This is a genomic window from Caballeronia sp. GAWG2-1 (genome assembly GCF_023631405.1).
GTDB lineage: Bacteria > Pseudomonadota > Gammaproteobacteria > Burkholderiales > Burkholderiaceae > Caballeronia.
This window is the reverse complement of sequence record NZ_JALQDD010000031.1, coordinates 367,268-381,066: the sequence shown is the minus strand read 5'-3', so window position 1 is coordinate 381,066 and position 13,799 is coordinate 367,268. Positions and strand designations below refer to the sequence as shown.

Here is a 13,799-nt window from a genome sequence, read left to right as displayed (position 1 = left end):
TTACCCTGCGCGCATTTCTTGTACGTTGTCATATCACTCTATGCCGCATATCATCATTTGCAGAATGATTTGTCAACGTGTTGAAAGACCGATTCCCAGAACCTCTGGAAAACACTAAGAGAGCGCTGTGACACTAACGCCCGAACCTTCCGTCGACGTGTTCAATGTATCCGCATCCATGGATGTCGCCGCCCCTTCTCACGGCACACGCCGCAGTCTGACCACACAGCTCGTCGATGCACTGCGCGCACAGATCGACGCGCGGGAATTGCGAGCAGGTTGCCGAATCGCGACCGAGGCGGAGATGGTGCAACGCTTCGGCGTGAGCCGCACCGTGGTGCGCGAGGCGTTATCGCGACTGCAGGCCGCGGGCCTCGTCGAGACGCGTCATGGCATCGGTACGTTCGTGTGCGAAGCGAGTACCTCGTCGCTATTGCAGCTCGATCCCGCCGACGTCGCCGGCTCCATGGATGCACTCGCGATCCTCGAATTGCGTATCAGTCTGGAAACCGAATCGGCGGGCCTTGCTGCCATGCGTTGCGATGCCGGCAGACTAGCGACCATGCGCGCGGCGCTCGCGGAGTTTGCGCGCGGCGTGGGTCAGGAAGATGGCACCGTATCGCCGGACTTTCGCTTTCATCTAGAAATCGCGCATGCCACGGGAAATCGCTATTTCGTCGAGATCATGGAGCATCTTGGTTTAAGGATGTTTCCAAGGACACGGCTAACCGCGACCGCCATTCCACACGACCATTACGCCGATTATCTGGTTCGCGTGAATCGCGAGCACGAGCAGATTGCCGATGCGATCGAACGCGGCGATGCGGACTCGGCGCGCACGGCAATGCGCTTGCACTTGATCAACAGCAGGGAGAGATTGCGAAGAGCTCAGGCCACGGCGTGAATCCAGCCGCAAAATTAAAAAGGGCCGCCGAAAATTCAGGCGGCCCTTAAGCGTTTTACCTTGCCAGATTCGGCTCGGCATCGACTTCGTCGTGCGGATCGATACTCTCAAGCGCCGGGTCGTGATGCAGCAGCAATACCGCCGCGACGCCCACCATCCCCGCGCCGGCCAGGCAAAGCAGACCTGCACCAAAGCCGCCCGTGCTGTCCTTGATCCAGCCCATTGCATAGGGCCCGAAGAAGCCCGCGAGATTGCCAAGCGAGTTGATTGCGGCAATACCGCCAGCCGCCGCCGCGCCCGAAAGGAACGAAGCGGGCAAGGTCCAGATAATCGGCAGACAGCCGAAGATACCGAAGCCGGCGATGGAAAGCGCAATCATCTTTGCTACCGGATTATCCAGGCCAGCTGAAGCCGCGATACCGCCTGCCGCTACCATCAATGCAATGGCCACGTGCCAGCGACGCTCGAGCTTGCGGTCCGAGTGGCGACCCCACAGCACCATGCTGATCACACCGACCGCGTAAGGCATGGCCGTGACAAAGCCAGTCTGCAAATTCGTCAAGCCGAATGCCTTGACGATCTGCGGCAAGAAGAAGCTCAAGCCGTAATTGGTTGCGTTGGCGCCGAAGTAAATCAAGGCAATGGCAAGCACGCGCGGATTAAAGATCGCTTCCTTCACGCTAAACGCATGAACCGACTCGCGATGCGCGCGCTCATGCGCCTGACGTTCGACGAGCCACTTGCGTTCGTCTTCAGCGAGCCAATGAGCGTCGGAGGGCTTGTCGGTCAGATAAAAGAACACCACGAATGCAAGCACCAATGCGGGCAGCGCTTCGATCAGATAAAGCCATTGCCAGCCTTGCATGCCGGCCAAGCCATCCATTTGCAGCAAGGCGCCGGAGATAGGCCCGCCGATCACGGTCGAAAGCGGAATCGCGGCCATGAAGTAGCCCACTACTCGCCCGCGATACTTAGCCGGAAACCAAAGCGTTAGCAGGAAAATAATGCCGGGGAAAAAGCCCGCTTCGGCGATGCCAAGCAAAATGCGCAAGCCATAGAACACATAAGCGTTCGACAAGCCCGTTGCTTGAGCGATGTGCGGAATCCACGCCATCAAGGCCGCAAGAATGCCCCACGTGAACATGATGCGCGCGATCCAGCGGCGTGCGCCGAAACGTTCAAGCAGCAGGTTGGAAGGGACCTCGAAGAAAAAATAGGCAATGAAAAAGATACCGGCGCCAAAGCCAAACATACTCGCCGAAAAGCCGAGCGCCTTGTTCATCTGCAAGGCGGCAAAACCGACATTGACGCGATCGAGGTAAGCGATGAAGTAACACAGAATCAGGAACGGCACGAGACGAAACATCACGCGCTTCATGGTGCGAGTTTCAAGCTCCATCTATGTCTCCTCCGAATTGAATAATCGGTAGTTGGCTGGCATACGTTGGGATACTCGCGCAGCCTACTCTTTAAGCGGAGACGACAGAAGTGGTGTTTAGCCTGCCTCACGAACTTTCGTTCGCTTTAGCGCTAAATATTTGCGCGCCATTGCGGTGCGGCGCGCATTGCTAAAGGTGCGGAGCGGACTTGCCGCTCCTTGAGGCCGTCGTTATGCGACCGGTAACATCGCACCGTATGCCGGTTCGGGCAGGCCTTTGACGCCGGGATTCAGCGCGAAGACGCAGCCGTCGTTTTCGGTGGCGTTCGCACCGGGGCGAATCGACGTTACGTAGAGCGTCGAGAGGTCGCTGCCGCCGAACGCGCACATCGACGGCTTGCTGGCCGGCAACGCGATTTCACGGTCAAGTTCGCCTCGCGGCGTGAAACGCAAAAGGCGGCCGGCGTCGTTGGCGCAAGTCCAGTAACAGCCGTCGGCGTCCACGGCCGCGCCGTCGGGACGGCCCGCATAGTCATGCAGATCGGCGAAGACGCGGCGGTTACGCGGTGTGCCCGTGTCGAGATCGAAATCGAATGCCCAGATCACACGCTTGGTTGGATGCGAATCCGACAGATACATCGTGCGGCCATCCGGCGACCAGGCGAGACCATTCTGGGTGACGAGGCCATCGACGATAGGCTCCGACAGCACGCCGTCCGTATCGAACCGGAACAGCGCGCCAGCCGGACTTGCGAGCGACATGTCCTGCACCATCGTGCCGGCCCAGAAGCGGCCCTGACGGTCGCAGCGGCCGTCGTTGAAGCGCATGCCCGGCGCGGGAAAACTCGGTGCGGCCAGCTTCGATGGTCGAATGTCTTTTGTCGACTGCATGCCGAATGCAAACAGGCCGCTCTCCATGCCCGCCACGACAGTTCCCGTCGGATCGAATGCAAAACACGCGATCTGCTCGGGCAACGTCCACTCGCTGCGCTCGCCGCTCGCGACGACGAGACGCACGAACTTGCGCGCCGGAATATCCACCCAGTAGAGCGCGCCCTCTTCCGCGCGCCACACCGGGCACTCGCCGACCGCCGCGTGTCCCGCCGCTTCGAGGCGCTCCACGCTCGCCATTACTTGCGCTCCAGCGGTTCGCCGAGGACGTATGGACCGCCTTGAAAGCGTTGTGCAGGGTCGTCGCGGTCGGCTGTCGGCGCGGTTGTGGGGAAGAGTCCGTTGAACTGTTCCGAACTGTCTTGCGGACGGAAGCCCAAAAACGCCGCGCCCGAGTTGTCCCACCACTTCACCGGATTGTTGGATGCGCCGTACACCACCGCATGGCCGACGCGGTTGGCGAAGAGCGAGCAACGCACGAGCTCGATGAAGTCGCGGTAGCTCAGATAAGTCACCAGCATGCGCGGATTCTTCGGCTCCTCGAACGACGAGCCAATGCGCAAGTTGACCGTCTCGATGCCGAAGCGATCGAAGTAGTAGCGCGACAGCGACTCGCCGAAACACTTCGTCACGCCATAGAGACTGTCCGGGCGATGCGGCGAATCCGTGTCGAGCACCTCGGTGACCGGATGAAAACCGATCGCATGATTCGAACTCGCGAACACGACGCGCTTCACGCCATGCCGGCGCGCCGCTTCGTAGATGTTGTAAGTGCCGCGAATGTTCGCTTCGATCAGATCGTCGAAGGGCGCGTCGATGGAGATGCCGCCGAGATGCACGATCGCATCGACGCCTTCCACCATGCGCATTACCGCGTCGCGGTCCGCGAGATCGACCGCGCTGACTTCCTCGTGGGAGGCTGCGTCATCGAGCGGTGCGATGTCCGAAACGCGCACGACATCGGCCCATTGCGCGAGCGCGGGCCGCAACTGGCGCCCGAGATTGCCGGCCCCGCCGGTCAGAAGCAGACGCTTGAACGGTTTGCCCGTTGCGGATGGCTGGTTCATCGAAACTCCTTGAGATACGTGAGATAAATTGAAAGCTCTATGGAAGAAAACGTTTTCGGCTTTATAGTGATGCCGATACGGCCACAGCGAAGGCGCTCCTCATCGATTTTATCGATGCGATGTTTCCCGAACCGACGTCAAAATCCGTTAACATTGGAAAAAGCCAAAGTAAACGTTACCCTCCGAATGAAGAAAACTTCTACGACCATTCGCGATGTCGCCGCCGCAGCGGGCGTCTCGGTCGCGACGGTGTCCAAATACATCAACGGCGCGCAGCGCTTTTCGGCACCCGTCGAGGCCAAGCTCAAGGCGGCGATCGAAACGCTTGGCTATCGTTCGAACCCGCTTGCGCGCTCGATGATCACCGGCCGCACGCGCACTATCGGCCTCACGATTCTCGACATCAGCAACCCGCACTTCACCAACGTCGTGAAAGGCGCGAACCGCATTGCGCTCCGGCACGACTACACGCTCTTGCTCGTCGATATCGACGAAACCCAGGCCCGCGAACGTCCGCTGATCGAAGCCCTCGCGCAACGCGTGGACGGTCTGATCGTCAGTTCGCGGCTACCCGACGAAGAAGCACACTGGATGCTCGATCTCGGCAAGCCCGTCGTGCTTCTGCGCAACGCGGAAGCGCTGCCGATTCCAAGCGTCGGTATCGACAACCGCCTCGCCGCCCATATGCTCGCGCGGCACCTGCTCAACCTCGGGCACCGGCGCATTGCATACCTCGGCTTCGGCCAGGCGCGCATCAACGACGAGCGGATTCGCGGCGTGCGCGAGTGTCTCGAAGACGTGGGCCTCGAACTCGATGTCCACGACGCCCACGCGCCCACTTCGCTTGCCGGCGAACACGCCTGCTCGCGCGTGATGCTCGGCCCGAGGCGTCCCCAGGCGGTCATCTGCTACAACGACCTGATCGCGCTCGGCTTCATGAAGGAAGCCGCAACCCTCGGCATTCGCGTGCCAGAGGACGTCTCCGTCACCGGCATCGACAACGTGCCGTACGGCGCTTACGCCGCGCCCGGACTCACCACCGTCGATATCCAGAGCGAGAAGATGGGCGAACTCGCAATGCAGAAGCTCATCGATTCCCTCGCCGGTCATCCCGACCCCGGTAATTCCATGTTCGAGCCGCGCCTGATCGTGCGTGAATCGACGGCTGCGGTGACTGCTACTGCATGATGTATTCATAACGCAATATGCCGCCGGCATCTTTCGAGTGTCGGCGGCATTTTGCATGCGATCAGGATTCCAGCTTGGCCGGCGTCATTTTTGGCGTGAGCACGTGCATGATGGCGAACGCGATCAGGTAAGCCGATGCGCCGATGGCGAACAGCGCCCAATACTGACCGGTGCGTTGGAGCACTTGGCCGATCACTTCCGAGAACAGCACGCCGCCGATCGAGCCGGCCATGCCGCCGATACCGACCACTGCACCGACCGCGCGCTTCGGGAACAGGTCCGACGCCGTGGTGAACAGGTTTGCCGACCAGCCCTGGTGCGCCGCTGCAGCGAGACCGACGATAGCGACCGCGACCCACAGATTCTGCGCCAGCGAAACGAATGCAATCGGCAAAACACAACATGCACAGATGAACATGGCCGTCTTGCGCGCCGCGTTCACGCTCCAGCCCGCGCGCATCAGCGCCGATGAAATCCAGCCGCCGCCGATACTGCCCACCGTAGTGATCGCATAGATCACGACGAGCGGCAGACCGATATGCTGCATGTCCATGCCACGCGATTCGTTGAGCCACTTCGGCAGCCAGAACAGGTAGAACCACCACACCGGATCGGTCAGGAACTTGCCGATCAGAAACGCCCAGGTTTCACGCTTCTTGATGAGCACCTTGAAGCCGGGAGCGCCTGCGTGAGCGTTGGCGGCATCGGCGATTTCGGTGTCGTCGCGTTCGATATCGTCGTCATGCGCGCTCGCGTCCGGTTGGCGATACATCACGAACCACACCACGAGCCACACGAGACCGATCGCACCGATCATCACGAACGCCGCGCGCCAGCCGAAGGCAACGGCGAGCGCCGGGATGATCGCCGGTGCGAACACCGCACCGATGTTCGCGCCGGAATTAAAAATACCAGTAGCGAGCGCGCGTTCGCGACGCGGGAACCATTCGGCCGTCGTCTTGATGGCCGCCGGGAAGTTGCCGCCTTCGCCGATACCGAGCAGCGCGCGCACCATGGCAAAGCCCATGACCGAGCCGACCGCCGCGTGCAGCATGGCGGCGATGCTCCAGACGAACATGGCGAGGCCGTAGGAGATGCGCGTACCGAGCCAGTCGACGATACGCCCGAAGCACAACAGTCCGATTGCATAGAACGCCGAGAACGCGATCACGATGCGCCCGTACTGAACCTGCGTCCAGCCGATGTCATGCTGCAGAACCGGTGCGAGCAGACCGAGAATCTGCCGGTCCATGTAGTTGATGACGGTGGCGAAGAAGAGCAGCGCACACACGGTCCAGCGATAACGGCTGGCTGCGCGCACGACGCCTACGACGGCTGTTTGCATGAATGTCTCCGTACGCGGCGGCGCTCGTCGTGCCGCGTGACTTGTTGCATTGACGGCGACGAGCGCCGTGGGCTTCGGCTTATCGCGTGACTAGAACGCGCTTGCCGGCCAGGTTTTGGAAAACGTTTTTTGAAGAATAATGGCTTCAGTGCGTGTTGCCTATCCCTGTACTTTCCCTAATCCCGCCAGAGCCGCTCCACATAAGGCCCCGCTGCTAAACGAAATGTAGTTGAAAGATTGAGTTAATCGTTTTCTGCGTTGTTTCCAACAAAGCTTGGCTCCCACGCCGGTTGAATCTGGTGTTTTGCATTCAGTCATGCGGCATCTTGTCTTTTGCATGCCAAACGCGCCGCGAAACGCTAAAGGCAGGTGGCTTCGCTGCCGATAACCGTCACTTACGTCTTTCACATCGCCCAGTGCTCTCCATGCTTCGTATTCGTCTAGCCCGCTTGAACGTCGGCACCAAATTCGCCGCGCTGGCGTGTTCTCTCGCGGCCGTCGTCGTCGCCACCCTCACACTTGTCGTCACCCGCTCGGCCGGCGAGCAAGTCGATGCGCACGCGCTCGCACGCGTCGAAAGTGAGAATCGCTCGATCGCATCGATGATCGGCCTCTACAACACGGCCGTGAGCGCCGAAGTCTCGCGCTTCATGACGATGTTCTCGAATCGCCTGCCTGCTGCCTTCTCGCTCGACGAATCGCATACGGTCGACATCGGCGGCGTTGCGACGCCTGCGATCAACGCGGGCGACAAGCCACTCAACGGCGATTTCGCCATTCCCGATGCGTTTCTCGCGGAAAGCGGCGCAATCGCGACCGTTTTTGCGCGCACCGGCGACGACTTCGTGCGTGTGACGACCTCGCTCAAGAAGCAGGACGGCACGCGCGCCATCGGCACGCTGCTGGATCGCAAGGGACCGGCTTATGCACCGATTCTCGCGGGCAAGTCGTACATAGGCGTGGCGGCGCTGTTCGGCAAGCAGTACATCACCGAATACAAGCCCGTGACGGATACATCGGGCCGCGTCGTCGGTGCGCTGTTCGTGGGCGTCGATGTTTCCGCGGAAATCGCGGCGTTGCAGGACAACATCCGCAAGCTCACGATCGGTGCGACCGGCTATCACTTCGTCGTCGACGCTTCGAATGGTGCGAACCGCGGCAAGCTTCTGGTGCATCCGGACGCGCAAGGCGAGATGGCCGATGAACGCGTTGCGCCGTTCAAGGCGATGCTCGACAAGCTGGAAGGCCAGCGCGATTTCGAAGGCGCCACAATCGCGGGCGCGGATGCGCGCGTGCATGGCGGCGCGAAGGAAATCGTCTTTATGACCGTGCCGCAATGGAACTGGATGATCGGTGGCATTGCATATCGCGATGAACTGCTCGCCGATGTGCACGCAAGTCGCAACCGCTTCTTGCTGATCGGCCTCGTGGTGATCGCGGCGCTAGTCGGCGTCTTGCTCTATGCCGTGGCGAAGCTCGTCAGCCGGCCGCTCGACGACGTCACGCATGCCTCGGAACGTATCGCCGCTGGCGATCTGACCGTTCGTATCGATACTACGCGCGAAGACGATATCGGCCGCCTGATGCGCGCCATCGACGGCGTTGCGCGCGGACTGGCGGGCATCGTCGCGCAGGTTCGCAGCGCATCATCCGACATGAGCGATGGCACCGCTCGCATCGCATCCGGCAGCACGGATATCGCATCGCGCATCGCGACGCAGGCTGCAAGCGTCGAGGAAACGGCCGCGAGCATGGAACAGATCACCTCGACCGTGCAGCAGAACGCGGCAAATACGGCGCAGGCGGGCACGCTGGTCGCGTCGGCATCCGAAGCTGCACGTGCGGGCGGCGAAGCCGTGGGCCGCGTGGTTTCGACGATGGGCGAGATCGATGCATCGTCACGACGTATCGCCGATATCACGGCGACCATCGAAGGCATCGCCTTTCAGACGAATATCCTTGCGCTCAATGCTGCCGTCGAAGCGGCGCGCGCGGGTGAGCATGGCAGAGGCTTCGCCGTGGTGGCATCGGAAGTGCGCGCGCTTGCGCAACGCAGTGCGGGCGCGGTGAAGGAAATCGAAGTGTTGATCAGCGAATCGGCGGGCAAGGTATCGCACGGCTACAGAATCGCCGAGGAAGCCAGCAGCACGATGAACGGCATCGTCGAACAGGTGACGCGCGTAAACGCTATCGTCGATGAGATCGGCGTGGCATCGCGGGAACAGGCGAGCGGCATCGAGCAGGTGAACATGGCCGTCATGCAGATTGGCGAAGCCACACAGCAGAATGCGGCGCTCGTCAGCGAAGCGGAACACTCGACCGTCGAGTTGCGCGATCAGGCCGAGCGCCTTGCACGCGTGGTCAGCATGTTCCGCGTTTGAGGCATCGGCGCTTCAGATCTCCACGAAGATGCGTCCGTCCTGCACTTTCGCGGGGTAAGTCTGCAAGTTGATGCACACGGGCGCACCGAGCGCGCGGCCGTCGCGAATATCGAATTGCCCGTTGTGCTTCGGGCATTCGATCACATGGTCGAACAAGAAGCCCTCGCTCAGATGAACCTGTTCGTGCGTGCAGAGGCCGTCGCTTGCAAACACCTCGTCGTTCACTCGATAGATCGCGAACGTGCGGCCATCGTGATCGAAGCGTTTGACGTCTTCATCGTCGATGTCGTCCAACGCGGCGGCGTCGATCCATTGCGTCATGGGGCATGTCTCCTTTTTATACTCAGCTTTGCGTGGCGGTGGGCACCGGCCTCTCGACGTGATACGACGGGTCCCGCGTCTGCCGCATGAGCGCCGGGATGATCTCGGCATAAGCCGCGATGGAACTCGTGTAAGGCGGCGGCATGTCGTGCTTGACGGCATCGTGCAGATCCGGCAGCGCGTGATACGGCACCATCGGGAACATGTGATGTTCGACGTGATAGTTCATGTTCAGATAAAGAAAACGAAGCACGGGATTCATCATCACGGTGCGGCAATTCTTGCGATGATCGAGCACGTTCTCCGGCATGCCCGCATGTTGCGTGAGCCCGAAGTACAGATAAAGCCATGCGCCGTAAAGACTCGGCAAGCCGATATAAAGCAGCGGCAACACACTGCGAAACGCAATGCATGTCACGATCACTGCTGCATAGATCGCGAGCCAGATGCGCGCCTCGCGCACGACCTTCGGCCATTCCGTCTCAGGCACGAAGGTCTTTTCTTCTTCACCGATATTGCCGAACGCAGACGCCACGACCTTGGGCAATTCGTTCGCCACGTGCTTCAGCGCGAAGACGTTCAGCACCAGCGCAAGCCAGTCCGTCGGCAATTGCACACCGATTTCGGGATCGCGGCCCACTACCAAGGTATCGGTGTGATGGCGCGCATGACTCCAGCGCCATACGGTCGGTCGCCGAAACACCTGAAAGGACGCCACTTGATAAAGCGCCTTGTTCATCCACGCGGTCTTGAATGCGGTGCCATGTCCGCTCTCATGCCAGCGCGAATCGGCGGGGCCGCAGTAAAGCGTCCCGTAGAGCAGAAACGCGGGGATGGCCCATAGCGAATGCGCCTGCCATGCGAACCAGGCAAGGACGCCGCTCGCGACGATGGCTGCGTACCAAAGAACGGTGTCGCGAATGGCTCGCGCATCACTGCGTTGCGTGAGTTGCTTGAGCACGGGGCGCGGCAAAGGGCATCTATACCAAGTGCCATTGGCAAGGCCCGCGGCTTTCGCCTCTTCGCCTGCCCCGCCTATCAGCCGATAGCGCCGCCGCTGCGTCTCCTCCAATTCCATCATGTCACCTCATCCGATGATTGGAATACATCATTTATTTTTATTGAAGTCGATGATATGAGCGAGCCCGTGCGTGCGCAAGGAACGCATGAATTTGCTATCTTTAAGCATCATTGCGTGCCCTCGCAAATCCATCATTTCCATCAAAATGACCAAGCGTCCCACGCTTCAGTCGGTGGCGGAAGCCGCTGGCGTCAGTTCGGCCACGGTGGATCGCGTGTTCAACGGACGCCTGACCGTGCGCGAAGGCACCGCGTTGCGCGTGATAGAAGCGGCAGAGCGCATCGGCTATCACGGTGCTCAACTGATGCGCGAACGCATGCGCGCTCAACTAGGAGCCATCGATGCCCCGCGCACGCTCGGCTTCTGTCTGCAGAAACGCGCCGACCCGTTTTATCAGGCGTTCGCGCGCATTCTGACGGAGACGGTCACGCGTCACGAACCCGAACGTTGCAAGGCAGTGATCGCGTATATGGACGAACTCGATCCCGCGTCCATCGCGCGTACGTTGCTGTCGCTTGGAGAAGAAGCGGATGCGCTCGGCGTCGTGGCGGTCGATCATCCGCATGTGACCGCGGCCATCGAAACCTTGCATGCAGCGGGCAAGCCAACGGTCACGCTATTGTCCGACCTGAGCGCGCCATTGCGTGCAGGTTATATCGGCGTGGACCCACGCAAGAGCGGCCGCACTGCCGCGTGGGCCGTGAGCAGGCTCACGCATCGCAAGGCAGGTACGGTTGGCGTATTCGTCGGCACGCCCCGCTATCTGGGACAAGAAAGCTGCGAAATCAGTTTTCGCTCTTACCTGCGTGAACATGCACCCCGGCTGCGAGTGCTCGACACGCAAATCAACCTGGAAGACAAGCAACTGGCCTATGAAGCGACGCTTGCCATGCTTGCGCGGCATGACGATCTCGCTGGTCTTTACATTCCAGGCGGCGGCGTGGGTGGCGTGATACGCGCACTGCGCGAGGAAGCAATAGAACGACGCATCGTCACCGTTTGCTCCGATCTCATGCCCGACCGTCACGACGCGCTCGTGGACGGCATCATCGATCTGGTCATCGATACGCCATTGCAACAGATCGCTCAGACCGCAGTGCTTGCCATGCTTCGCGCGTTGAATAGCTTGCCTGGAGAGACAGCGCAAGCAAGCCAATATCCACTTCCGGCGCAACTTTTTACGTCCGAGAACGTCTGACCGTCCTTGCATGGCATTCGCCTTGCTGAAGAGGTCATGCTTAGTGAGCTTCTCAGAGCGTTCGCCAAGCACCGAATCTTTCAATCTGCTTTAGGTTACTTAAACAAGCGGTATCGCATGGGCGCATACGCGTTTCATAGACGCATCAACTTATATTTTGATGTGCTTAAGCGCACGGAGCGCAGCAATATGAAGGACAAACATCGATGAGATTGCAAACGAATGAGATGACTAGCGCTAAAGCGCCTGAACAAAACCGACAGGTAATCGCTGCAGCTTCTTTGAAGAATGCATCGCAAGTCTGTTGGAGTCACTGCGTCGACTAACCGACATGTCATTGTCATTACATTGTTTTTTTGACCCGGTAATATGCAGCAGAACCCGGTCCGAAACTTGGGCCTTCCTCTCTGCCCAAGCCGACAATCACAGCTTGCGGGAACCTGCTTCAATCAATCTGATCTACTGCGATTGCTCTTCGCATCGCGCACAGCAAGCCGAAGCCAATGAGCCTCGGGAGTCCGGCCAAACAGGCGTGCAAATCGACACGCCGGCCGCCAGAAGGAGACCGCGTAATCAGGCCAGTGCATTGGCATGCACGGCCACGCCCCTGAGCCCCTTCATCCGACGGAGCATCCGATATGCCGTTTGAAAGTGACTCTTTGCGAGACACAGAACCGCTACTGACCATCGTGGTCGCGGCGTACAACATCGAGGGATACATCGAGGAAGCACTCGAGTCCCTACTGTCGCAACCCCATATCGACGCCATGCGCATCATCGTGGTGGACGACGGTTCTCGCGACGAGACCTATGCGGCCGCGGAAGCGATCGTGGAGCGCGATGGCGGCCGTCATATTCAGCTCATCAAGCAGCGCAATGGCGGTCTGAGCGCGGCACGCAATACCGGGCTTGCGGCAGTGCGAACGCCCTACGTCGGCTTCCTTGACGGCGACGACATCTATCTCGAGAATTTTTCGAGCAGCGTTATTCCCGCACTCAAGGAACGCGTGTGGGACCTCGTCGAATACAACGTGAAGATCATCGACGACGACGGCCGCCATATCGACGGCATCGATCTCGTCATGCATCACGCAAGCGGCGGTCACGCGATGAACCGCGCCGCGCTTCAGCACTTCGCGGACGGCTTCCATACCTTCGTCTGGGCGCGTATCTATCGCACGGACATGTTCAACGGCACGCAGTTCCCAGTGGGCCGGCACTACGAAGACATGGCGGTCGTGCCGTCCATGTACCTTCGCGCAGGTAGTATCTATCGCATTGCAGACCCGTTGATCGGTTATCGCCGACGTTTTGGCAGCATCACGCAGAAAGCGACGCTCACCGACATGAAGGACCTCCGCACGAACGGGCTCGAAGCGCTCGCGCGTTGCGACGGCGGCGAGATGGACGATTACTGGCTCACGATCTTCGACAAGGCGTTTCATCGCGCATGTCATGTGTGCGCGCGGGTGGATCGGGGACAATTCAAGGCGGCATCGGAGACACTGGCGGCAATGGCGGTGGATCATCGCAGAACTCGCGCCAAGCTCTCGGAACGCAACGGTCGCGAAGTCGTCGCACTCAAGCCGTTCGATTTCAACGTGCGCGCCGATCGCTCGATCTACTTCATCAAGGGCCTGCTGAAGAAGATGCTGCGCCGCAGTCTCGACCATCATCAGCGCGAGCGCCGGCATAGTCCGACGAATCAGTTTAGCGGCTAGAAACACGCGCCCAGGCCCGCCCGCGAAGCGCTTTGCGTTTCGCGGTAAACTGTTTGCATGGAAAAATGTCCTTACTGCGAGAGAATTCGCGATGAGTGGGACTGCCATGGACAGACCTGTCGCACGTTCATCGCGCGTGCCCTGCGCCGCCAGCGCCTGGGTCTGCCCATGGTGCCCAAGGTCATTCGCAACGAGATTCCGGCCGGCGCGAGCACGGGCGAGGTCATTACGCAGCTGTCGAAGCAGCGACTGCGTGCACGCCGCGCCAACGAAGCGCGACGCGAACGCAAGGCCGCAGACGATCTCGACGAAGGCGCTTGAATC

12 protein-coding genes are annotated in these 13,799 nt (G+C 60.2%); 6 read left to right on the top strand and 6 right to left on the bottom strand.

Annotated elements, in window-relative coordinates; all coding sequences use genetic code 11:
- Positions 1-127: 127 nt before the first annotated feature.
- Complete coding sequence (locus tag NCR98_RS22005) at positions 128-904, top strand: FadR/GntR family transcriptional regulator (protein WP_404989398.1); 777 nt, start codon at positions 128-130, stop codon at positions 902-904.
- Positions 905-959: 55 nt separating this feature from the next.
- Here NCR98_RS22005 and NCR98_RS22000 read toward each other — a convergent pair whose 3' ends face one another.
- The 3 genes from NCR98_RS22000 to NCR98_RS21990 all read right to left on the bottom strand — a co-directional run bounded on the left by NCR98_RS22000 (position 960) and on the right by NCR98_RS21990 (position 4,240).
- Positions 960-2,303: an MFS transporter gene (locus NCR98_RS22000; RefSeq protein WP_244831343.1), complete on the bottom strand. Its 1,344-nt coding sequence runs from the start codon at positions 2,301-2,303 to the stop codon at positions 960-962.
- Positions 2,304-2,513: 210 nt separating this feature from the next.
- Entirely contained in the window at positions 2,514-3,413 is a 900-nt protein-coding gene (locus tag NCR98_RS21995) for an SMP-30/gluconolactonase/LRE family protein (RefSeq protein ID WP_250527274.1), read from the bottom strand.
- Positions 3,413-4,240 carry an NAD-dependent epimerase/dehydratase family protein gene (locus NCR98_RS21990; RefSeq protein WP_244831341.1) on the bottom strand — a complete coding sequence of 276 codons (828 nt, stop codon included), beginning with the start codon at positions 4,238-4,240 and terminating at the stop codon, positions 3,413-3,415. The genes NCR98_RS21995 and NCR98_RS21990 overlap by 1 nt, the downstream gene beginning before the upstream one ends.
- 186 nt (positions 4,241-4,426) lie before the next feature.
- Between NCR98_RS21990 and NCR98_RS21985 the strand changes: the two genes are divergently transcribed.
- A complete protein-coding gene (locus NCR98_RS21985; protein WP_309847794.1) occupies positions 4,427-5,428 on the top strand; it encodes a LacI family DNA-binding transcriptional regulator in 1,002 nt (333 codons plus the stop codon).
- A 61-nt stretch (positions 5,429-5,489) separates the two neighbouring features.
- Here the strand turns inward: NCR98_RS21985 and NCR98_RS21980 are convergent, their stop codons facing one another.
- Positions 5,490-6,773: an MFS transporter gene (locus tag NCR98_RS21980; RefSeq protein WP_244831339.1), complete on the bottom strand. Its 1,284-nt coding sequence runs from the start codon at positions 6,771-6,773 to the stop codon at positions 5,490-5,492.
- 425 nt (positions 6,774-7,198) lie between these two features.
- Here NCR98_RS21980 and NCR98_RS21975 point away from each other — a divergent pair, with 425 nt between their 5' ends.
- Positions 7,199-9,154: a methyl-accepting chemotaxis protein gene (locus NCR98_RS21975; protein WP_250527272.1), complete on the top strand. Its 1,956-nt coding sequence runs from the start codon at positions 7,199-7,201 to the stop codon at positions 9,152-9,154.
- 12 nt (positions 9,155-9,166) lie between these two features.
- On the opposite strand, the gene NCR98_RS21970 is transcribed toward NCR98_RS21975, so the two are convergent.
- On the bottom strand, positions 9,167-9,475 hold the full coding sequence (locus tag NCR98_RS21970) for a non-heme iron oxygenase ferredoxin subunit (RefSeq protein ID WP_244831337.1): 309 nt from the start codon (positions 9,473-9,475) through the stop codon (positions 9,167-9,169).
- 22 nt (positions 9,476-9,497) lie between these two features.
- Positions 9,498-10,556, bottom strand: a complete 1,059-nt coding sequence (locus NCR98_RS21965; RefSeq protein ID WP_250527271.1) for a fatty acid desaturase family protein — start codon at positions 10,554-10,556, stop codon at positions 9,498-9,500.
- Positions 10,557-10,701: 145 nt separating this feature from the next.
- On the opposite strand from NCR98_RS21965, the gene NCR98_RS21960 reads away from it, so the two are divergent.
- From NCR98_RS21960 to NCR98_RS21950, 3 genes are all read left to right on the top strand, one after another.
- The gene (locus tag NCR98_RS21960) at positions 10,702-11,754 is read left to right on the top strand and encodes a LacI family DNA-binding transcriptional regulator (protein ID WP_250527270.1); all 1,053 of its coding nucleotides are present in this window, start codon (positions 10,702-10,704) and stop codon (positions 11,752-11,754) included.
- A gap of 638 nt (positions 11,755-12,392) precedes the next feature.
- A complete protein-coding gene (locus tag NCR98_RS21955) occupies positions 12,393-13,475 on the top strand; it encodes a glycosyltransferase family 2 protein (RefSeq protein WP_250527269.1) in 1,083 nt (360 codons plus the stop codon).
- Between the two features lie 57 nt (positions 13,476-13,532).
- A complete protein-coding gene (locus tag NCR98_RS21950; protein WP_244831333.1) occupies positions 13,533-13,796 on the top strand; it encodes a hypothetical protein in 264 nt (87 codons plus the stop codon).
- Positions 13,797-13,799: the final 3 nt, after the last annotated feature.